The following is a 19,677-nucleotide window of genomic DNA, read 5'->3' as shown; positions in this document are numbered from 1 at the left end:
ACAGCGCTGACTGACAGGCCCAGTTCAATCGCCTGTCGAATGTTTAGGGTTTGTCTTCAGCGCCTTGATTTCGTCGAGCAGATCGAGCGCGAGCGCGATGCCCGGAGCGTTGATCTGAAGATCTCGAGCCAGCCGGAAAGCCGTTCGCGCACGACACAGCGAAGCGCCGCTGAACCGCCAATCCCGTGGGCCGGCGCCTTTCGGCTCGAAAACGCCTTCAGCAACCCAAAGGCTGATTTCTGCTGCCGATGCGCCAGTTATCCGACTCATGTCGATGAGCGTGAATTCAACGTCTTCATCGATGATCTGTCCTGCCAGATAGGTGATCCCGGAGTTCTTCATCATGAGCTACCCATAAAGTCGCACACGCGGGTCAAAGTCAAACGCTTGCCGCATCGTGTCGTAGGCAGCTTTGGCTCGCTCGCTGTCGGCCGGCGGCAACACGATGTTCAAGATCACGTACAGGTCCCCGGGGGGCTCGCCAGGAATTCCCTTACCCTTGAGCCGCAATCGCCTGCCACCGGCGGAGCCCATTGGTACCGTCATGTCGACCTTGCCATCGGGTGTCGGCACCGTTACCTGCCCGCCAAGCGCCGCTTCCCAGGGTGCAACCGGCAAGTCGAGAAGGACGTCGGAGCCATCGACACGAAAGTGCGGATGCTCGCGAAACGCAATTTCCAAATAGAGATCGCCCGCCGGGCCGCCTCCCGCGCCGGTCCCTCCCTGGCCTACGAGCCGCAGGTGCTGCCCCGCCCGCACGCCCTTCGGAATGGAAACGTTCAACGTACGTGACTGCAACGATACATGGCCATGCGCATCGACGGTAGGCAATTGCAAGAGGATGGAGCGCTGTGCTCCCCGATAGGCGTCTTCGATATCGATGGCCACCCTGGCGTGGTGATCCTGGCTCATCGTATGAGAGGGCCGCGCATGCGCGGTTCGTTCACCCCGAAACAATGCTTCGAAGAAATCGTTGAGGCCTGCATCGGTGCCGGCTTGCTCACCCGCGCCGCTGAATTCGAAACCTTCGTCCCAGTTCGGCGGCGGCTGGAAGTCCTGCCCGGCGCGCCAGCCCGTGCCCATCCGATCGTAGGCTGCGCGCTTTTCCGGATCCTTCAGCACCTCATAGGCCTCGCCCAGCTCCTTGAAACGATCCTCCGCGTCGGCATGCTTGCTGATGTCCGGGTGGTATTTGCGCGCGAGCTTACGATACGCGCGCTTGATGTCGTCCTGAGCCGCCGTGCGCTCCACGCCCAGGATCGCGTAATAGTCTTTGTATTTCATTTTGGCAATCTCATCGGGAAGGAAATCACTGCAAAGCCGGACAGGATGAACAGCGCACGGACGAGAAAGAAATTCAGCGTGAACCGTAACCCATCACTCGTGAACCGCGTTTGCGGTTGATGTGCATAAACGCTTTGCGCGGCGCGCGGCGCACCGGTCTGGCCGTCGATCCATGCGCTACACGGCGATCGTCCGCGTGGTCTTCAACGCGATCCAGGTCATGCCTTCGCGCAGCCCTTCGAGCACCGCTTCGCGCTCACTGGCGAAGATTTTCGCGTGGTGGAAGCTATGTTCGAAGTCGCCGTCCGGCGACGCATGCCGTACATGGATGGTCGATTGGAAGCCGCCGTCGTGCGCCGCATCCGTCTGGACGCTCACGGACCAAGTGCCTTGCTGCACGTTTGCCGATAGGGTCATCGAAGACTCCTTGAGTTTTGACGAGCGAATCCTGATCACGCGAGCGCGCCGCGACTGGCCGCAGGTCATTCGACAACCAGATCGTCGACGACCGCGCGCACGCCGGGCGCGCTCCATGCCACACCGCGCGCGACCGCGCGTTCCGCGCACGATCCAACTTTGCCGGTCAGCGTGACCGTACCATCCTTGACGTGGATGCCGATGTGCTTGACTTCGCGCTGCGCGTGACGCTGCATCGCTGCGGCGATCTTGCCGACGATGTCCTCGGACACGGCCGAGCCGCGCACTTCGATAGCGTTGGTCATGCCGCGCAGGCCACGCATATGACCAACCGCACGCGCGACGATCTGGCGCTGATAGGCCCAATCCACCGAGCCAGTCAACGTGACCCAGCCCTTTTCCACCTGGACCTTTACCGAATCGTCAGGCACGACGACGCTCCAGTGCAGAGTCGCGCGGACGGCGTTGGCCAGTTCTTCGTCGCCGTGTTCGTGGTGCTTCGGCAACCGGACCTGCATTTCGACGACCACGGCCTTGACACCGGCGACGCGTTGCGCGGCTTTCTCGGCCGCGAGTTTCTCTGCGAAGCTCGGTGGATGACCGGAAAGCGTCACGACACGGTTTGTCACTTCGACACCGATATCTGTCGCAGTGACGGCTGGATCCCAATCGAGTTCGTCCTCGACTTCACGCTTCAGTTGGCTGTCGGTTTTCATCACGAGTCTCTTCGGGGTGCATAGTCTTCGACGCAACGTGGCTCACGTTGTCATGACACAGGTTCGTCCTGCGGCAGCGTAAGGATTCTGACGCAGATCAACGGTGCGCGAGTTCGTCGTCGAAATCTGATCCGAAACCTTTCCACTGCTGTGCTCCTTTCCTGCAAGCTCGCCGAAGCATGACGCTCCAATTGATCGCACTGAATGCGCCGGCCTTCCTGCTCGATGCGCCTGATCCGGCCTGACCAACGCCGTCAACGCGCTTCCCGAACCCGAAAAGATCACGGCTGGCCCCGGAAAGGCGCAACGTGATCGTCGTGCGCGTGGCGCTAACTGCTGTTGCGCGCCCGCCCTGCCAAACTATCCGGCGACGGTTTCGTGCTTGTCCTCTTCGCGAATCAGCAACACTGGACACCGCGCGAAGCGCATAATCTGCTCCGCCACGCTGCCGATCACCAGTCGGAACCAGGTCGCCTGCTTTGCGACGCTCAGCTGCAGCTACCGTGGCACCCTGCTGCAGCGAAGCTGCGCGTCAACGCGCCGGCGCTGCGGGTGCGCGGCCCGCGGCGTAACACGCCGCTCGGCCCGGTACGCGGCAGGTCCGCGCGGATGATGGCCCCCTCCCTCCAAAACAGTCCGTCCGGTGAGCTACAAGCGCAAGCCCTGGCCCATTATCCGTTGCGCGGCATGGGCCGCGGCGCCCGCTTGCAGCGTCGCGAGCCGATCGGTTGAGCGGGCCAGCCCGCCATCGCCGACAGCAGCAGCTCATACGTCGGCTGCCTGCGTGCGACGACGGACTTCTGTCTCGGCCGCCCTGTCCGTCCCGGCGATCGGCGCGCCAGCGACGCTCCAGCGTCAGAAGAACCGGGCGCTCTTGCCGACACACGCATGCGGCGCATCGGCTCGAGATACGGTGCGCAACGGTTTTTGCACCGCCCCTGTCACATCGGCGCAAAGGCGTCGGGATACTCCAGATGATCCTTCACGGCTTTCACGCCTGGCGCGCGGGCTGCGGCGGCGAGGATCGCCTGACGCTCTTCCTCGGATCGCACCACTCCCCAGCAATGAGCGACCCCTTCCATGACTATCAGGTTGTCGGCTGCGATCGCCCAGCGGTGCCCATCGAGTTCTTTCGTAATCGCGCCGCGGATCTGCTCGTCCGACGGTTGTGCATCGAGCTGCGCGGGCGCACAGCTCGCTAGCGCGCGCACCAGACCGGCCCTGCTGACGATGCCGACGAGCTTGCCTTTGCGTAACACCGGTAGCCGCTTGATGTGCTTGCGCCCGAGCAATGCGGCGACCTCGGTAAGCGGCGCGGATTCTTCGACTGTGACAGCGGGCGCGCTCATCACGTCGCTCACCTGAATCGAACGCTCTTTCAGATACTCGACCGCAAGCTGACGCGTGGGCGCGAGGAACTCCGCGAGCCATGACCGACGCGGCGTTTCGGTGCCCATTTCGACACGCCGGAGCAGATCGCCCTCGCTGACGATGCCAATCACGCTGCCCGCGTCATCGACGACCGGCAGGCCGCTGATCCTGTTGTCGGCAAGCAGCTTGGCCGCGTCATAGACCGAGCTGTCCGGTGCAATTGAAACGACCTGGGTCGTCATGATGTCCGAGGCTTGCATGGTGATCTCCATATCGAGTGGCGAGTTGGGGGCAAGACGGGACAATGTTTGGTCCGATTCGGCTTGCAGGCGTTGACCGAAATCAAGCGACCGTGCGTTGAGCAGCGCTCTGGACGGTCTTGCGTTAGCGTGCCGACGCGGACCCGGGTTGGCCGTCAGGCGGAGAAGCGCCGCGCTCAGATGCGCAAAGCCATTGCCACACCTGCGTGGCTTCCCGTTCCGCTCCGCCGATTCTTTCGTGCAGCGCTACGTCGGTGTCAATGCGTTGCGCCAACGGAGCGTTCAGCAGGCGTCGTGCGAGCGCGGCTTCTTCGTTGAGCAAACCGAACAGCGCGGCCAGATGGTTCTCGCGCGATCGCTGCTGTTCGCCAAGAAGACAAAGCGCGGAAAATGCGTGGCCCGCACGGCACCTGAACCGCATCATCCGTCGATCGCGCAATTCGAATAGCGCGCTCGTGCACTCAGGACAGTTCAGGCCGGACGGCGCGCTCATGCGCTCGAAGAGCGCCCAGTCCGCGGTGTCGAGCATGCCCTCCGCGATGCGAGTCTCGATCCGGATGAGCTCGTCATAGTCGCCCGACACGGGCGTGTCCGGATCGTCGTTGGCGAGACTCACGAACAGCTCTCCCATCTCCCCGAGCTTGCAGCAGTGATCGATGCAGACATGTGCGAGCCCGCTTCGCGGCATCGACGGCGCAAGCGCCTCCGATGGCTCCTGCACGACCGCGATTCCACCCCGATCCTTGATGGCCATCAAACCGGCCGTGCCATCGTCGAGATGTCCGGTCAACACCACGCCGACGACGGCCGGCCCATACACGTTGGAGGCGGAGCGAAACAGCGGGTCGATCGCCGGGCGGCAGTGATTTTCCCGTGGTCCTTGCGACAGGCGAAGATAGCCTTGCCGGACAAGCATATGGTGATCGGGAGGAGCGACATAAATGCGCCCCTTCTCAAAGATTTCGAGATTGTGCGGCTGGGTCACCGGCAGGCGTGCTGCCTTGCCCAGAATGACCGGCAGCATGCTCGGGCTAGCGGCGCCGATGTGCTGGACGATGAACACTGGCGCCGGGAAGCTGGCGGGTAACTGTCTCACCAGTTGTTGCAACGCGTCGATTCCGCCGTGTGATGCGCCTATCACAAAGATCCGGCCGCTCATGATTAGCCTTCGGTTCGAATAGAACCCCATGATCGCTGCGTGATGCCAGACCGTTGTTGATTTGCGTCAAGCCGGCAGTGGCGGCGCTCATGCTGATGTCCCACGACTATCGCGATCTGCGCTGAGGGCACAGAGCTGTCCGTTTTTCACTGCTCCGCACCGGCCAATTGCTCCGGTCACGCGCTCTTGACCTACCTGTGGGTAACGGGCGATGCGCCGGACGTCGCGCAAGCCGTGTCACGACGCGTTGACTGAAGTCAAACGGCAGCCGCGTACGCGCCGGTATGTTCGAGACGATGCATCGACATGCGAGGGAACGCATCGCCCCACGAAATCGAGCTCTACGCGGTGCTGCCCAACGGCGTTTATCGCTATGACCCGGCGTCGCACCGGCTCGTGCTCAAGCATGCGAGCGACGCGCGCAATCTGACCGGCTATCAGGACTTCGTCGGCGACGCACCGCTCGACCTCGTGTATGTGGTCAACACGTCGCGTCTGCTGCAGATGCCGTTGCAGCAACGCGATATCTTTTCCGCCGTCGCGGCCGGCGCGATGGCGCAAAACGTCGCGCTGTATTGCGCGTCCGCTGGGCTCGGCAGCGTGGTGCGCGGCTGGATCAATCACCGCCAGCTTGCCGACGCGCTCAGGTTGAACGAAGACGAACTGCCGATTCTCGCGCAGACCGTTGGCCCACTCGGCACGGAGGTCAGCTCTCTCGCGGATTGAGGCTGTTGATCGGCAAAACAAAAGGCGCGCCAGTGACGGCGCGCCATACTTCATCGTCCAGGCTGGGTTGCTGGCTTCTAGTTGACCGTCAGGCGCTTGTGCTCGCTCGAGGCTTTTTTCGGCAGGCTCAACGACAGCACACCGTCCTTGTATTCGGCTTTCGCATTGGCCTCGTCGACCTCGCCGCCGAGCGAGAACGAGCGGCTGAACGTGCCGGAGTAACGCTCGCGACGGATCACGTGTTCGCCCTCCTTTTCCTCCTTGTTGCGCTCGACCTTCGCGTTGATCGAAACGACGCGCCCGTCGATCTGAACGTCGATATCCTTCTTGTCGACGCCCGGCAGTGCGGCTTTCACCGAATATGCACCGTCGTTTTCCGTCACGTCGATCTTCATCGATGCGAGTTCGGTGTCCTGTGTCGTCAGCATCGAGCGCATCGGCCGGAAAAATCCCTGGAACAGCTCCGAAACAGGATCCGTCGAAAACGGATCAAAATGCGTCAGATTGCTCATTGCGCTCTCCTTCATATAAGCAGACCATCAAATGGCCCAATTGTGTCGTTGATCCACGTCAAGCCAGGTCCAGTGCACCGACGGCTTCGCTCGCCTTTGCAGCAGTTCGTGATCCAGCACCGTCCGTCGTCAAGCGCATGGCGCGTGAAACATCGTGCGTCGAGCCATCGTCGGTCAGTGGTTGCGCGCTCGCGCTGCGATCGCTTCGAGTTCTTGTTCCGCGAGATCGAACGCGCCGCGGATCGCCGCCTCGGCGTTGTCGCCGACGCAATGCGCGATGGACCTGAATTCGTGCGCGGGAGTGGTCAGATCCAGACGCACGTCGAAATGCGGACTGGCGCGATCCGGGCGCAACGCCTCAACCGCCAGATGGCAGTTCGATACGAGCGCCCCGAACCGCGCAAGACGCACCAGCTGCACACCCGCCTCTGCTTCGAGCTGCGCGGTGCCAGCGAAGCCGAGATAGACAATCTGCATCCCGATGCCCATCCTCCCCCTCCCGCTCCGAGTATTGTCCGGACACCGAGCGCGGCACCGTCCGTGGACAGCGTCGTTCGCCGCAGGCCTATCGTGTTCCTCCGTGAAGCGGAGTCATTGACCTGCGTCAACCGCGACGAAGGACGGGGGATAAAGGTCATTTTCTTGATGTGCCCAAGCATCTCACGACGCGATGCCGCTCCCGTAGCCAGCGGTGCCGCTGTGAGAGGGCTCAGCGCTTAAACACACCCCGCGCTCATCGCCGGCAGGCATTCAACGGGCGGAAACACGTCCCACGAACCATTGCCGTGCCGGAAAAACACTATCGTCAGGGGCCGCGAAGAAATCGCGCCTTCAAGCCTGACGTAACGCGCGCGAGTGATCGCCATGCGGCCGGTGCGCACCACATGCGCGGGGGTCGCGCCGGTGGGCGCAAGCCATTTTTCGACCAGTGCCCGCAGGGGAATGATGGTGTCTTTCATGACCGCCTCCTCGTTTTCGCCGACTCTGACGCCGTGGAAACGGCGTGCCGTCGAATCTATTATTGGCAACCGTGCTCGTTATCTAAATCAGCGGCGGCGGAAACGCGGGTAGTCCGTGGAGACCGCTCGTAGGAATCGGCTGACTCTCGTCGGACCATCGGACGACACGATTCGTGCTCCTTCGCAGACGCACAAATTCGCGTCACGCACCCGCGATTGATCTGAGTCAATCGTGCCCCTTGCTTTGCGCAACACACTGGTTGCGACATCCGAAGCACTGTTCGAGTCATGCACGCCGCCGCGCCGCCGATCGTCGGATATCGGCAGTCGCGGTGTACCTGTCCGAGTTCACTCATTCACGTCAGCGAGAAGACTATGTCCACTGTCGCCATCAACGATCAAACGCCGGAAACGGCCGCCCCGCCGCTTCTTAAGGACACCGCCATCGACGGCATGGCCGCCTACGAAGCGCTCGTCAACGAAGCCCGCACCGACCGGAGCGGCTTCTGGGCACGGCTCGCGCGCGAGCATCTGAGCTGGCACCGGCCCTTCACGAAGGTGCTCGACGAATCGAACGCACCGTTCTTCAAGTGGTTCGACGACGGTCTGCTGAACGCGTCGTACAACTGCCTGGACCGCCATCTGCACGACGGCAACGCCAACAAGACCGCGATCATTTTCGAGGCCGACGACGGCACCGTGACGACCATCACGTACCGGCAACTGCATGCGCGCGTGTGCCGCCTGGCGAATGGGCTGCGCGCGCGCGGCATCGCGTGTGGAGACCGCGTGATGATCTATCTGCCGATGTCGATCGAAGGTGTCGTCGCGATGCAGGCCTGCGCGCGCATTGGTGCGCTTCATTCGGTCGTGTTCGGCGGCTTCTCGGCGAAGTCGCTGCACGAACGCATGGTCGACGTCGGCGCCGTCGCCGTCATTACCGCCGACGAGCAGATGCGCGGCGGCAAGAATCTGCCCTTGAAATCCGTCGTCGACGAAGCGCTGAACATGGCAGGCACCGACGCGATCCATACCGTGATCGTCTATCGGCGCACGGGCGGCTCGATCCTGTGGGACGAACCGCGCGATTGCTGGCTGCACGAACTCGAAGCGACCCAGCCCGACACCTGCGAACCCGAATGGGTCGGTGCCGAACATCCGCTGTTCGTTCTGTACACGTCCGGTTCGACCGGCACGCCCAAGGGCGTGCAGCACAGCACGGCGGGCTATCTGCTGTGGGCCGCCGTCACGATGAAGTGGACGTTCGACCTGCGCGCCGACGACGTGTACTGGTGCACGGCCGACATCGGCTGGATCACCGGTCACAGCTACATCTGCTATGGCCCGACCGCGGTCGGCGCGACCCAGGTGATTTTCGAGGGCGTGCCGACGTGGCCCGACGCGGGACGGTTCTGGGAGATGATCGCGCGGCACAAGGTCAGCATCTTCTATACGGCGCCCACTGCGATCCGCTCGCTGATCAAGGCCGCCGAGACGAACAGCAGCGTGCATCCGCGTCGCTTCGACCTCGGCTCGTTACGTTTGCTCGGCACCGTCGGCGAGCCGATCAATCCGAGCGCGTGGGAGTGGTTTGCGCGCGAAGTCGGCGGCGGACGCTGTCCGGTGCTCGACACCTTCTGGCAAACCGAAACGGGCGGCCACATGATCACGCCGCTGCCGGGCGCGACACCGCTCGTCGCCGGATCGTGCACGTTGCCGCTGCCCGGCATCGAGGCCGCGATCGTCGACGAAACCGGCTGCGACCTGCCGAACGGTCAGGGCGGCCTGCTGGTCATCAAGGAGCCATGGCCGTCGATGCTGCGCACCATCTGGGGCAATCCGCAGCGCTTCCGCAGTGGCTACTACCCCGCGGACCTGGGCGGCAAACTTTATCTGGCGGGCGACGGGGCGATTCGCGATCCGCAGACCGGCTATTTCACGATCACCGGCCGCATCGACGATGTGCTGAACGTTTCGGGCCACCGCATGGGCACGATGGAAATCGAATCGGCGCTCGCCGCGCATTCGCTGGTGGCGGAGGCCGCGGTCGTCGGCCGGCCCGACGAGACGATCGGCGAAGCGATCGTCGCATTCGTCGTGCTCAAGGGGCCGCGCCCGGAAGGCGCCGAAGCGAAAAAGGTCGCGGAGCAGTTGCGTGCGTGGGTGGGCAAGGAAATCGGGCCGATCGCCAAGCCGAAGGAAATCCGCTTCGGCGACAGCATGCCGAAGACGCGCTCCGGCAAGGTCGTGCGGCGTCTGCTGCGCTCGGTCGCGAAGGGGGAAACGGTCGAGCAGGACATGTCCACCGTGGAAAACCCCGCCGTGCTGCTGCAGTTCGGACATCACGAGTAAGCCCCCCAGTTCCATTCAGGAGACTTCACCATGAAACCCACCGCTCCCAACCCCGCATCGCTCGGCCTTGCCGCCTTCGCGCTGACCACGTGGCTCCTGAGCATGATCAACGCCGGCTGGTTCAGCGGCGGCTCGCTCGGTCTCGTGCTCGCCGTTGCGTTTGCGTTCGGCGGCAGCATGCAGATCGTCGCCGGACTCATGGAGATTCCGCGCGGCAACACATTTGGCGCCACCGCGTTCCTGAGCTATGGCGCGTTCTGGTGGTCGTTCGCGCTGTTTGCGCTGTTCCTGCACGAACAGGTGCCGGCCGCGTTCGTCGGCTGGTATTTGCTGTTGTGGGGCGTCTTCACGTTCTACATGTGGATCGCGACGTTCCGCTCGTCGCGCGCGCTGCAGTGCGTGTTCGTCGCGCTGTGGGCGACCTTCTTTCTGCTTGCGGCCGGCGAATGGCTCGGCTCGGCGGCACTTCGGCACGCGGGTGGCTATGGCGGCCTGCTGACGGCGCTGCTCGCGTTCTATCTGTCCGCGGCGGAGATCATCAACGAGTCGCTGGGGCGCACGGTCCTGCCGATCGGCGCGAAACCCCCGGTCGTCGAAATGGAATCGCTCAGCGCCGCGGTGGTGACGCGTTTTGCGGATTGATTACGCTCATCCGCCGCTGCACTCGGGCCGCCGCGCATATCAGATGCGCGGCGGCCCTCGTCATTTGGATACGCTCCCGCACGCGCGAAACTTGCGGCTGACTGGCGGGCGAAAGCTTTACCCAATGCCACGGCGCACGGGCGAACCGGGAACCCGCCGGCTTGCACCGCAGATCATTTGACCGAGGTCAATAAGGGCAGTTTCGCCGCCCATACACTGGTCTTATTCCTTATGCGGGAGCACTGCCGTGATTGCGCGAATTCGAAACTGTCTGCTGGTGTGCGCGGCGTCCGCGCTGACGGCCGGCACCGCCTACGGCGAATCCGAGCCGACCGCGCTCGTCGATCAGCAGCACTGCATGTTCTGCCACACGCGCGATGCGCCATTTCTCGCGCCGTCGTTCCAGCAGATCGCCGACCACTATCGCAACATGCCCGATGCGCAGCCGATGCTTGAGCACAAGCTGCGGCTCGGCGGCAAGGCACACTGGGGCGATACGCCGATGCCGCCCGCGGCCGAACGCGGTGGCCCGCTGTCGGCACAGGACGCGCACACCTTAGTGCAGTGGGTGCTTAGCCAATAAGGACTCGTCGAGCCGGCCAGCGACATACGATCGCGGCGATCACCCCGTCAGTCGCTCACGTTGCGCGGCGCGTTCGCTCTGTGGCTCGACAAAGACACATGGCAAGGCCCGCATAAAGGTTCTTTCGATCCCGAGGTTCGATCGATATCAGACCAGCCGGGGATCCGCGCTGTTTATTCCTGTGCCGACATTCGGATCGGTCATGTAATCGATTATTCCGCGCATTTGCTGCGCCCCGTCGCTCTTGTCGGGCGCATCGCGGAACATGGTTTTGCCGTCCTGGACAGCATTTACCCGCTGCGACCTCAAGCTCAAGATACGCATACGACCGGCCACCTATTTGATGCAGGTCAACGTAGTGTGGTCATGCGCTTTGCGGACTGATTCGGCGGAGCGATCCCGTGCACTGATACGCATTCGAGCTCGCTGAAGCTCGTCATTTCGCTTCGCTCATAAACGCGCGAAACTCGTCCTCGACCGCGACGATCGCATTCGCACAGGTCCAATACATCACGCTCGCGTTACCGTCGGTGCGGTACATGCCGCGGCACATCGCTTTCAGCTGAATTAGCGCGTGATCTTCGTCGAGCCGTCCCTTCTGCGCCGCGAGATACACGAAGCCGAACGAATGCGGCAACGCGGTTTCGATCAGCGTATCGTCAGCGCGGACGATGCGGCTCGCCGAATGCGTCGCGACGAACGCGCGCGTGCGTACCCATGCCGACTCGCAATCGACCGTCGGTTCGCAACGCACAGACGCTTGTTGACGCGCCTCGAACAGCGCGACTTCCTCGCGGCGGAAGGCCGCCTCGCGCGCGGTGCTCGCGCATCCGGCAACGAGCACCACAGATAGGATCGACACCCAGATCCGATACGCGGCGCGCTTTATGACCGCGCCGGTGTCGGTGTGGCCGCCGAACCAATGCATTTATGGATCTCGCTGAGTTTGCTGTTCATCGGGTTTCCAGTCTTTGTCGCGTCTGAACCCGGCCAACCGCAGCTCGTGTGCAGCGAACTCGACATCGACGATCGCGTCGCGTCCCGTGACGATCGCTTCCCGGGTGTCTCCAAACATAGCGGCTCGTCGCGTATGAAGACTGATCCTGATCAAACATCCCATTGACGGCGATCAAGCGGTGCCACTGCCACGCGTCTACGCTTGCGATGAATACCGCCCCGGCCACATCCACACTACCCGGCGAGGACGACTGAGACCCGCCCTGATCGTTTCGTTTCTGTTCGCGCTGCTCTGCATGTCAGGATGCGGGGGCGACATGGTGCCGGCTGCTGATCGCGAAGTCGCTGTGGCCTTTGCCGACGTGCTGGATCTCTACAACGAACGACTCGAACTGACGTAGCAAGCGGTCTTGCTCGAGCGCAAGCACCCGCTTTCACGGCTCCGGACGGAACGCCTGTGCATCGTCATCCGCGCACCGACTTCGACGCGTTGCGCGGCTCGCTGCGCGTCGAGTCGCAACGTTTTCGACCGCGAGCCTGAACACCCCGCTACACCAGCCACTCCATCTCGCGGCGTGCCGCCATTCTCGACCTGATCTTCTGCGCGAACGTGTCGCGCTTGACGCCGTCTTTGCGTCGATACAGGTCACTGCCGGTAAACACGCAGGTCGCAAGCGGCACCTTGCCCGCCGCCTCAGACATCTGCTTCAGCGCCTCTTTGCCGCCGAACGCGCCCTCGCAGCAAAACAGCGCGAGCCGGCGAACCTGCGGGCCGTGCAATTCCAACCACGCCCGAGCTGGCGCGCATGCGCCGCGTGCCCAGACCGGCGCGCCAACGACGACGAGGTCATACGCTGCGACGTCGAGCAACGCCGGCATGACCTCGGCGTGTCGATGACACAGCGCATCCATCAACGATCTGACGAAACCGCGTGCACCGTTACGCGGCTCGGGACCGCCGGGTTCGCGGATCGGTTCGATGTCGGCGTCCAGCCCGGACGCGAGCAGCTCGGCATCACGCCGCGTTGTGCCGGTTCGCGAGTAATAGACGATGAGAATCCTGCAACGCTCGGACATATGCTTTCTCCGACAGCGGACATGGGGCACCTCATCCGCCAATTGAGCGTCATGCGCTGCGAACGTGCCGGCTCGCGATGCGATGCCGCTTCGATCAAGATTCGACTTGCGGGCGGTGGTGTCAGAGTAATTGAGCTCGGCCGGCAGCGATTGACCCACGTCAACTGGCGTGCGGCATCCGCGTGCTTGATCTGCGTCAACAGTCGCGCCGGGCTGGACCATAGACTAAATGTCACCACGGGTTGCGCCCGTTTCCACGCGGTCTGTCAGGGAGCCTTGACGATGAGCTACAAAAGCATTCTCGTTCACATCGATACGAGCGTTCGCGCGCATCCGCGTCTCGAGATCGCATTGCAGCTTGCACACCGGTTTCACGCGCGGCTGACCGGTCTGTTTTCGACCTATGTGCCACCGCGCCACGCGTTCTTCGTCATGGCCGGCACTGCCGAGTACTACGCGGAGCACGAGCGCCAGCGCCACGAAAGGGCTGGCTCGCTCGAGCGGCTCTTTCATGCCGAACTCGCGCGTGCAAAGGTCGAAGGTCAGTGGATCACCGCAGACGGCTATGCGAACGACGATGTGCCGCCGTACGCCCGTCTCGCCGATCTGATCGTGCTCGGACAGACTGATCCGGTCGACCCCGAGGCGTTCGTCGCCGAACAGTTCGTCGAGCACGTCGTGCTGTCGACGGGACGGCCGGTATTGCTGGTGCCGTCGAGCGGGCGCGTCACGCCGCCGGGCCGGCACGTGCTGATCGCGTGGGACGGCAGCCGTGAAGCCACCCGCGCGATCCACGACGCGCTGCCGTTCCTCGCGCATGCCGCGAAGGTGTCGCTGCTGACGGTCCATTCGCCCAGCGATCAACCGCCGCGCGATAGGATTCCCGGCGCGGACATCGCGCTGACCATCGCGCGTCACGGCGTGAAGATCGACGTGCGAGAGCTGACCATCGAAAACGACACGCCGGTCGGCGATGCTTTGCTGTCGCAAGCGTCGGAGCTCGGCTGCGACCTGATCGTGATGGGCGCGTACGCACACTCCCGGCTGCATGAAGTCGTACTGGGAGGCGCAACGCGCACGATGCTCGAGTCGATGACCGTGCCAGTGCTGTTGTCGCACTGAAGATCGCGCTTAAGGAGACCATTATGTTTCACCGCCTACTGGTCGCGCTCGACGGCAGCGATACCGTCTCTCGAGCCTTCGATGCCGCATTGACCCTCGCCGCCGAGTCCGGTGCCGAATTGATGCCGCTGTATGTGATCGATATGCCCATCATGGCGTACGACACGCCGGGTTTCGATCCGTCCGTGATCGAGGACGCCTTCATCGAAGAAGGCCAGCGGATCGCGACCGACGCGAAGAGCCGGCTGGCAGCGCACGGCGTCAAGGGCACGCCACGCACCGTGGAAGCCTCGATCCCCGGCGAAGACGTCGCGAAGCGCATCATCGCGGCGGCGCTCGAATGGAACGCCGATGCCATCGTGATGGGTACGCACGGCCGCCGCGGCTTTCGGCGCGTCATGCTCGGCAGCGTCGCCGAGCGCGTGCTGCGTAGCGCCCGCTGCCCGGTCCTGTTGATTCCGGCTCGTGCGGTCGTTGAACCCGACGATCAGTCCGTCACCGCGTCCGCCGAAAAGGAGCTGACATGAGCTACAAGACCCTGCTCGTTCATATCGACGACAGCCGTCGCTGCGACGCGCGCGTCGCGCTCGCGCTCGATCTTGCGCAGCGTTGGGACGCACACCTGATCGGTTTGTATGTCGTGTGCGAGGACTTCGCGAAACCGCTGTTCGGCACCGACGACGGTTTCGTCGCCCAGCTCGCCGCACTGTCGGCCGATCGCCGTGAGACGGCTCAGCAGGCATTTCTAGCCGCGGCCGAGCGCGCCGGCCGCACAGCGGAATGGCGCACGCCGGAGGGCTCGCCGGTCGATGTGACCACACTTCATGCGCGGCACGCCGACCTGCTGGTGCTCGGCCAACCCGACCCGCACGATCCCGCGACTTACGTTGATCGGCATTTCGTCGGCGAGGTCGTGCTGGGCGCGGGGCGACCCGCGCTCGTGATCCCGCACGCGGGTGCGGTGCCGACGCTTGGCGAGAACGTGTTGATCGCGTGGGACGGCAGCCGCGAAGCCTCACGAGCGATCGCCGACGCGATGCCGCTGCTTCAACGCGCGCGCTTTGTCAGCGTCGACGTCGTCGGGCCCACGCATGACCGTGAAACGGGACCCAGCGCGATCGACGTCGCAGCATGGCTCGAGGCGCAGGGCGTGCGCGCGTCGTTCTCGACGACGCCGCGCCTTCGCGTCGCGGGCACGGGCGCGACGCTGCTCAACCGGGTCTCGGACCTGCACGCCGATCTGCTGGTGATGGGTGCGTATGGCCATTCGCGTGCGCGTGGACGGGTGTGGGGCGGCGTCACGCGGACGATGCTCGAATCGATGACGGTGCCGGTGTTGATGGCGCATTGAGCCGCGCCCGAGCTAAATGAGCGCTGCGGGACGGCGCAGGTGTGGATAAAGGGCAACCGGGCCAATGCGCGCGCCGTCCCCGCGAACCGCTTACTACGGATTATTCACGGCATGGGGCGGTGGCGCGAGGCCACGTCCTTCAGGAGACGCTGAATAACACTGCCCACCCTGCGATGGCGAGCACGCTTGGACCGACGCCGTGCACAAATGGCGCGTACTGCTTGCTGTGGGAGGCGGATAATAGTCGTGTCCTCCAATCGGTAGACAGTCGAAGGCAACGGTGGATATGTTTCCCTTGCAATCGATGCAACAGATAGAGATCGCCTCATGATCAAAGTGTTGCTAGCCGACGACCACACGCTCGTGCGCGAGGGGCTGCGCCATATCCTCCAGCAGGCAAACGGCTTTGAAGTAGCCGGTGAAGCGTGTGACAGCGCCACGACGATCGCGCTGATCCGCACGACGCATGCGCACGTGCTCGTGCTCGATCTGTCGATGCCCGGGCGCAATGGCATCGAACTGATCAAGCAGATCAAGGAGGAAAAACCCGATCTGCGGATTCTGGTACTGACGATGCACGCCGAGCAGCAATACGCGGTGCGCGCGTTCAAGGCGGGTGCGTCGGGCTATCTGACCAAGGAAAGCGCGAGCGCGGAACTGGTCGGCGCGGTGACGAAAGCTGCGTCAGGGGGCGTGTATGTGAGTCTCGCGATGGCCGAACGCTTCGCGCAGAATCTGAACGAGCCTGTCGACACGCTGCCGCACCAGCGGTTGTCCGATCGCGAATTTGACGTGTTCCGGCGCCTCGTCGAAGGCCAGAGCATCAGCGAGATCGCCAACGAACTTTGCGTCAGCGTCAAGACGATCAGCACACACAAGACGCGCATCCTCGAAAAAATGCAGATGCCGAACGAGAACGGGCTGGTTCGCTATGCGATCCGTCACAAGCTGTTCGACGACGAAACCGACCTGTAGCACCCTTCCACTTCCGTGCTCAGAGAGCGACCTCCTGTCGTCAGGAATATTCCAACGCCGGCTACCTCGATTCCTGGTCTCGGTTAAAGCGCCGCTGATGCATATTTGCGATGACGTCGCCAATCAAGGTTTCGGCGCGATCGCCTCGTGCGGGCGAAAGGCAAAACGATCCATATCGAAGACGCGGAAGGACTCACCCGAGTCTGAGCGCCGGCCCCGATGCCTCAACACAAGAAAGCAATGGTCGCCGCGTTGCAGGCAAACGGTCATACCGTCGCCATGATAGGTGGCGGAGTCAACGATGTGCTTGCGCTGAAACAGGCAGACATTGGTATCGCGATGGGGAGTAGTTCAGGGGCCGCCCGCACGGTCGCGCCACTTGTACTGGTCGATGACCGTCTTGCGTCGCTACCGGCTATTGTCGGCGAAGGGCGGCGAATCATCGGCAACGTTGAGCGTCTGGCAAACCTCTTCGTGACCAAAACGGTCTATGCGATGCTGCTCGCAATTGCAGCGGGTATTGCCGACCTGCCGTTCCCTTTCCTTCCGCGCCACCTCACTCTTGTAGGCACATTGAGTATCGGGATACCTGCCTTCCTGCTATCCATGGAGGCCGGTGGCGACCGCGTCAAGCCCGGCTTCATTGGGCGAGTGATGCGATTCGCCATTCCGGCAGGTCTTGTGGCCGCCATCGGCACATTCGCAGCCTATTTCACCGTGTTTCAATATGAAAATGGAGGCCTCGAAAGCGCGCGGACAATGGTCGCCATCGCATTGTTCTGCGTCGCATTGTGGACTCTATACCTGTTGTCCAGGCCGGTGAATCTTTTTCGCGCGTTATCGATTGGCGCAATGACTGCATGCTTCGTCCTGGTCGTCGCATTGCGGCCGCTCCGAACGTTCTTCAACCTCTCGCTGCCGTCACCGATGATGCCGCTCACATCGGCTATCGTGGTGCTGGTAGCCAGCTTTGCACTCACGCGGGTCGTCTATAAACTTTCGGCCGCGACATTTGCGCCCGGAAGCGAGTTTGGTATGTCCGGCGGACAGAGGATTACCTGGCATCTGATTTACGAGCGCATCGGCGTCCGCAACCTGCTTGTTGCAACGGTACTGGTGATTGGTGGCGTGTGGCTCTTCTTTGGCGTGCTCGAGGATGTCGTCAGTCATGACCCGCTGGTAGACGTGGACGTTGCTATTCACGCCGCCATGCAGCCCCTTCGCTTTCCCGCCCTCGATTCGGTGATGGTCGCTGCGTCGGAACTCGGCGATGCGGCGGTCACCGTCCCTGTGATGTTCGTCGTGCTTGGCTGGTTCGTCTGGCAGCGCGAATTGCGAAGTGGCCTTTACTGGGTAGCAGCAATCGGGTTGGCTGAAGTCTTCGTCATTCAGCGGCCGAGGCCGACGTTGATATACGAGGGTGTGCACAGTTTCTCGTTCCCTAGTAACCACGCGACACTGAGCGTCGTCACCTGCGGTCTTCTTGCTTACTTTGTCGCACGTACCTATCGCGGCGTATGGCGCCAGCGTATTGCCATAGCAGCGGGCCTTCTCATTGCGCTCATCTCATTTTCGCGCCTCTACCTCGGAGCCCACTGGTTCTCGGACGTCCTCGCTGGCATCAGTTTTGGTATCGCGTGTATCGCCTCGGTGGCCTTACTTCACCATATTGGCGACGGCGGCAGAAGCAAGACGCTCGCCTTGGGTGTTTCGGCAATGGTCGCCCTCTTGCTCACCGCGGGCACATACGTCTTCATGCAACACAGCGCCGACCTAATTCGGTATGCACCGAGGTAGCTCGGCTGCGACCGCTATCCGATTTCGGTTCATATCCTCTCCATTTGGATGCAGCTTCTGCGAAAATTGCCCGCGTTCGTGGTAAGCATCCCGCGACGCATCCTTAAAGTGTGAAAGGTTCTGGAGTACTTGGGTATGCAACCTCGTTTGCAATTCAATGTTGCTGGTGAGTGCCGTGGCCATGCCCAGGCGGATGATGTTCGTGGGAACCTGCTCGATGTCCGGCCCCGTGATGGTCATGTTCGCCGCGCTCCATCATCCGCACCATTTCGGGACCACCTGTCCTGAAGAACACAAACGTCAATACCATGAACACGACACCGAAACCGATGTTGAGTATCGTGGTGTAGTTGAAGGAAATAGTCGCATCGACCATCGCTGTCCGGTGTTCGCGCGGAATCAAGCCAGCCAACTGGAACACCGCCTCCACGATAAGCGCTGCCACGACCATGGCGATATAAAAGGTGACCGCCATGAACACGGTCATTTTGCCGCCGTAGTACTTCCGGTAGATGTTCAGGATGGGAAGGATGATGAGGTCACCGAATATGAACGAGGCGACGCCACCAAAGCTGATGCCCCCTTTCCATAGAACCGCTGCCAACGGTACGTTTCCGACGGAACAGGTGAACGAGGCAACTGCGATGAGCGGGCCGATGAAAGCGCCCCAAATCATTGCGACTGCCGGATGACTTACCAGAAAAGACTTCTGCCAGAAACTGTCCGGCACCCAGGCGGCTATGGCACCGGCAACAAGTAGCCCGATGCCAATGTCACGCCATAGCATGGTCCAGTTCATCACATAGCTATGACTGATTGCCCTCCAGCCATCCTTCGATGAGAGCCGCTCTTTCCAGGTCCCCTTCTGTTCACCCATCGACATGGCAGCATGCCCTTCCATGCTGCCGGCGACACCTTTGTTCGCCTGGTCGATAGCCTGCTTTCGCAGGGAATCGCGCAGGAAGAATCGAAACAGCAGGACGAGCACACCAATCATGATGGTGCCACCGACGAACTCGGCGGCGGCGAACTGCCAGGCAATCAGTACCCACATCAGCACGCCCAGCTCAAGCACTAAATTGGTCGCAGCGAACTGGAATGCCATGGCAGCGGTAAAGTCGGCTCCTTTACGCACCATGGAGCGCGCCATGGCGACGGCCGCATAAGAGCACGATGACGACGCTGCACCGAACAGGCTCGCACGCGTGAGCGAACGCAAGGAGGCGTCCGGAAGCAGCTTCGACATCTCGGACTTCGAGACCGTCACCTCAATCACGGCGGAAAACAGGAAGCCGAGGCTGAGCCCCCAGAAAATCTGCCATAACATGGTGAAGGACATCCACAGGGCATGACCCAGTGCGCTGAGAATGTGCATCACGAACTCCGTGAGTTGCGCTCCTATGACAATGGTGCGCGA

Annotated in this window: 21 protein-coding genes and 1 pseudogene; 10 read left to right on the top strand and 12 right to left on the bottom strand. The window is 62.4% G+C overall.

Annotated elements, in window-relative coordinates:
* Positions 1-24: 24 nt before the first annotated feature.
* The 4 genes from VSR82_RS18055 to VSR82_RS18040 form a co-directional block, all read right to left on the bottom strand.
* Positions 25-345 carry a chaperone modulator CbpM gene (locus VSR82_RS18055; protein ID WP_368581658.1) on the bottom strand — a complete coding sequence of 107 codons (321 nt, stop codon included), beginning with the start codon at positions 343-345 and terminating at the stop codon, positions 25-27.
* A 3-nt stretch (positions 346-348) separates the two neighbouring features.
* Positions 349-1,284, bottom strand: a complete 936-nt coding sequence (locus VSR82_RS18050; protein ID WP_368581659.1) for a DnaJ C-terminal domain-containing protein — start codon at positions 1,282-1,284, stop codon at positions 349-351.
* A 177-nt stretch (positions 1,285-1,461) separates the two neighbouring features.
* A complete protein-coding gene (locus VSR82_RS18045; RefSeq protein ID WP_368581661.1) occupies positions 1,462-1,701 on the bottom strand; it encodes a hypothetical protein in 240 nt (79 codons plus the stop codon).
* A 65-nt stretch (positions 1,702-1,766) separates the two neighbouring features.
* A complete protein-coding gene (locus VSR82_RS18040) occupies positions 1,767-2,417 on the bottom strand; it encodes a BON domain-containing protein (RefSeq protein ID WP_498857972.1) in 651 nt (216 codons plus the stop codon).
* A gap of 378 nt (positions 2,418-2,795) precedes the next feature.
* Between VSR82_RS18040 and VSR82_RS18035 the strand changes: the two genes are divergently transcribed.
* Positions 2,796-3,149 (top strand): hypothetical protein, encoded by a 354-nt coding sequence (locus VSR82_RS18035; RefSeq protein ID WP_429462353.1) that lies wholly within the window; start codon positions 2,796-2,798, stop codon positions 3,147-3,149.
* A 209-nt stretch (positions 3,150-3,358) separates the two neighbouring features.
* Here the strand turns inward: VSR82_RS18035 and VSR82_RS18030 are convergent, their stop codons facing one another.
* Together VSR82_RS18030 and VSR82_RS18025 are read right to left on the bottom strand one after the other, a co-directional pair.
* The gene (locus VSR82_RS18030) at positions 3,359-4,048 is read right to left on the bottom strand and encodes a CBS domain-containing protein (RefSeq protein ID WP_035490457.1); all 690 of its coding nucleotides are present in this window, start codon (positions 4,046-4,048) and stop codon (positions 3,359-3,361) included.
* 124 nt (positions 4,049-4,172) lie between these two features.
* The gene (locus tag VSR82_RS18025; RefSeq protein WP_429462355.1) at positions 4,173-5,207 is read right to left on the bottom strand and encodes a chemotaxis protein CheB; all 1,035 of its coding nucleotides are present in this window, start codon (positions 5,205-5,207) and stop codon (positions 4,173-4,175) included.
* Positions 5,208-5,534: 327 nt separating this feature from the next.
* Here VSR82_RS18025 and VSR82_RS18020 point away from each other — a divergent pair.
* Positions 5,535-5,933, top strand: a pseudogene (locus tag VSR82_RS18020) (nitroreductase family protein); the annotation flags it as partial.
* Positions 5,934-6,010: 77 nt separating this feature from the next.
* Here VSR82_RS18020 and VSR82_RS18015 read toward each other — a convergent pair.
* From VSR82_RS18015 to VSR82_RS18005, 3 genes are all read right to left on the bottom strand, one after another.
* Positions 6,011-6,445 carry an Hsp20/alpha crystallin family protein gene (locus tag VSR82_RS18015; RefSeq protein ID WP_429462357.1) on the bottom strand — a complete coding sequence of 145 codons (435 nt, stop codon included), beginning with the start codon at positions 6,443-6,445 and terminating at the stop codon, positions 6,011-6,013.
* A gap of 174 nt (positions 6,446-6,619) precedes the next feature.
* Entirely contained in the window at positions 6,620-6,934 is a 315-nt protein-coding gene (locus VSR82_RS18010; protein ID WP_429462359.1) for a hypothetical protein, read from the bottom strand.
* 227 nt (positions 6,935-7,161) lie between these two features.
* The gene (locus VSR82_RS18005) at positions 7,162-7,404 is read right to left on the bottom strand and encodes a hypothetical protein (protein ID WP_429462361.1); all 243 of its coding nucleotides are present in this window, start codon (positions 7,402-7,404) and stop codon (positions 7,162-7,164) included.
* A 375-nt stretch (positions 7,405-7,779) separates the two neighbouring features.
* On the opposite strand from VSR82_RS18005, the gene acs reads away from it, so the two are divergent.
* From acs to VSR82_RS17990, 3 genes are all read left to right on the top strand, one after another.
* Positions 7,780-9,756 (top strand): acetate--CoA ligase, encoded by a 1,977-nt coding sequence (gene acs / locus VSR82_RS18000; protein ID WP_429456631.1) that lies wholly within the window; start codon positions 7,780-7,782, stop codon positions 9,754-9,756.
* A gap of 30 nt (positions 9,757-9,786) precedes the next feature.
* Positions 9,787-10,398 carry an acetate uptake transporter gene (locus VSR82_RS17995; protein WP_368587505.1) on the top strand — a complete coding sequence of 204 codons (612 nt, stop codon included), beginning with the start codon at positions 9,787-9,789 and terminating at the stop codon, positions 10,396-10,398.
* 247 nt (positions 10,399-10,645) lie between these two features.
* The gene (locus VSR82_RS17990) at positions 10,646-10,981 is read left to right on the top strand and encodes a c-type cytochrome (RefSeq protein ID WP_368587506.1); all 336 of its coding nucleotides are present in this window, start codon (positions 10,646-10,648) and stop codon (positions 10,979-10,981) included.
* A gap of 436 nt (positions 10,982-11,417) precedes the next feature.
* On the opposite strand, the gene VSR82_RS17985 is transcribed toward VSR82_RS17990, so the two are convergent.
* Both VSR82_RS17985 and VSR82_RS17980 read right to left on the bottom strand, forming a co-directional pair.
* On the bottom strand, positions 11,418-11,909 hold the full coding sequence (locus VSR82_RS17985) for a hypothetical protein (protein WP_410852284.1): 492 nt from the start codon (positions 11,907-11,909) through the stop codon (positions 11,418-11,420).
* A gap of 578 nt (positions 11,910-12,487) precedes the next feature.
* Positions 12,488-13,237 carry a flavodoxin family protein gene (locus VSR82_RS17980; RefSeq protein ID WP_498857971.1) on the bottom strand — a complete coding sequence of 250 codons (750 nt, stop codon included), beginning with the start codon at positions 13,235-13,237 and terminating at the stop codon, positions 12,488-12,490.
* A 60-nt stretch (positions 13,238-13,297) separates the two neighbouring features.
* Here VSR82_RS17980 and VSR82_RS17975 point away from each other — a divergent pair, with 60 nt between their 5' ends.
* From VSR82_RS17975 to VSR82_RS17955, 5 genes are all read left to right on the top strand, one after another.
* Entirely contained in the window at positions 13,298-14,137 is an 840-nt protein-coding gene (locus tag VSR82_RS17975; protein ID WP_429462370.1) for a universal stress protein, read from the top strand.
* 23 nt (positions 14,138-14,160) lie between these two features.
* On the top strand, positions 14,161-14,664 hold the full coding sequence (locus VSR82_RS17970) for a universal stress protein (protein WP_498857970.1): 504 nt from the start codon (positions 14,161-14,163) through the stop codon (positions 14,662-14,664).
* Positions 14,661-15,488 carry a universal stress protein gene (locus tag VSR82_RS17965; protein ID WP_498857969.1) on the top strand — a complete coding sequence of 276 codons (828 nt, stop codon included), beginning with the start codon at positions 14,661-14,663 and terminating at the stop codon, positions 15,486-15,488. The genes VSR82_RS17970 and VSR82_RS17965 overlap by 4 nt, the downstream gene beginning before the upstream one ends.
* A 327-nt stretch (positions 15,489-15,815) precedes the next feature.
* A complete protein-coding gene (locus tag VSR82_RS17960; RefSeq protein ID WP_368587513.1) occupies positions 15,816-16,463 on the top strand; it encodes a response regulator in 648 nt (215 codons plus the stop codon).
* 219 nt (positions 16,464-16,682) lie between these two features.
* Entirely contained in the window at positions 16,683-18,260 is a 1,578-nt protein-coding gene (locus tag VSR82_RS17955; RefSeq protein ID WP_429462376.1) for an HAD-IC family P-type ATPase, read from the top strand.
* A gap of 154 nt (positions 18,261-18,414) precedes the next feature.
* Here VSR82_RS17955 and VSR82_RS17950 read toward each other — a convergent pair whose 3' ends face one another.
* Complete coding sequence (locus tag VSR82_RS17950) at positions 18,415-19,635, bottom strand: permease (RefSeq protein ID WP_429462378.1); 1,221 nt, start codon at positions 19,633-19,635, stop codon at positions 18,415-18,417.
* Between the last annotated feature and the right edge of the window lie 42 nt (positions 19,636-19,677).

It is taken from the genome of Burkholderia sp. JPY481 (genome assembly GCF_038900515.1).
GTDB classification, from domain to species: Bacteria; Pseudomonadota; Gammaproteobacteria; order Burkholderiales; family Burkholderiaceae; genus Paraburkholderia; species Paraburkholderia youngii.
This window is presented reverse-complemented; position numbering and strand designations above follow the sequence as displayed.

Coding starts and splice junctions, on each gene's coding strand:
- VSR82_RS17975 (WP_429462370.1), top strand. CDS start 13,298: ATGAGCTACAAAAGCATTCTCGTTCACATCGATACGAGCGTTCGCGCG.
- VSR82_RS17965 (WP_498857969.1), top strand. CDS start 14,661: ATGAGCTACAAGACCCTGCTCGTTCATATCGACGACAGCCGTCGCTGC.
- VSR82_RS17995 (WP_368587505.1), top strand. CDS start 9,787: ATGAAACCCACCGCTCCCAACCCCGCATCGCTCGGCCTTGCCGCCTTC.
- VSR82_RS18055 (WP_368581658.1), bottom strand. CDS start 345: ATGATGAAGAACTCCGGGATCACCTATCTGGCAGGACAGATCATCGAT.
- VSR82_RS17970 (WP_498857970.1), top strand. CDS start 14,161: ATGTTTCACCGCCTACTGGTCGCGCTCGACGGCAGCGATACCGTCTCT.
- VSR82_RS17960 (WP_368587513.1), top strand. CDS start 15,816: ATGATCAAAGTGTTGCTAGCCGACGACCACACGCTCGTGCGCGAGGGG.
- VSR82_RS17985 (WP_410852284.1), bottom strand. CDS start 11,909: ATGCATTGGTTCGGCGGCCACACCGACACCGGCGCGGTCATAAAGCGC.
- VSR82_RS18010 (WP_429462359.1), bottom strand. CDS start 6,934: ATGGGCATCGGGATGCAGATTGTCTATCTCGGCTTCGCTGGCACCGCG.
- VSR82_RS18045 (WP_368581661.1), bottom strand. CDS start 1,701: ATGACCCTATCGGCAAACGTGCAGCAAGGCACTTGGTCCGTGAGCGTC.
- VSR82_RS17980 (WP_498857971.1), bottom strand. CDS start 13,237: ATGGTCCAGCCCGGCGCGACTGTTGACGCAGATCAAGCACGCGGATGC.
- VSR82_RS18025 (WP_429462355.1), bottom strand. CDS start 5,207: ATGAGCGGCCGGATCTTTGTGATAGGCGCATCACACGGCGGAATCGAC.
- VSR82_RS18015 (WP_429462357.1), bottom strand. CDS start 6,445: ATGAGCAATCTGACGCATTTTGATCCGTTTTCGACGGATCCTGTTTCG.
- VSR82_RS18040 (WP_498857972.1), bottom strand. CDS start 2,417: ATGAAAACCGACAGCCAACTGAAGCGTGAAGTCGAGGACGAACTCGAT.
- VSR82_RS17950 (WP_429462378.1), bottom strand. CDS start 19,635: ATGCACATTCTCAGCGCACTGGGTCATGCCCTGTGGATGTCCTTCACC.
- VSR82_RS18030 (WP_035490457.1), bottom strand. CDS start 4,048: ATGCAAGCCTCGGACATCATGACGACCCAGGTCGTTTCAATTGCACCG.
- VSR82_RS18050 (WP_368581659.1), bottom strand. CDS start 1,284: ATGAAATACAAAGACTATTACGCGATCCTGGGCGTGGAGCGCACGGCG.
- VSR82_RS18005 (WP_429462361.1), bottom strand. CDS start 7,404: ATGAAAGACACCATCATTCCCCTGCGGGCACTGGTCGAAAAATGGCTT.
- acs (WP_429456631.1), top strand. CDS start 7,780: ATGTCCACTGTCGCCATCAACGATCAAACGCCGGAAACGGCCGCCCCG.
- VSR82_RS17955 (WP_429462376.1), top strand. CDS start 16,683: ATGCCTCAACACAAGAAAGCAATGGTCGCCGCGTTGCAGGCAAACGGT.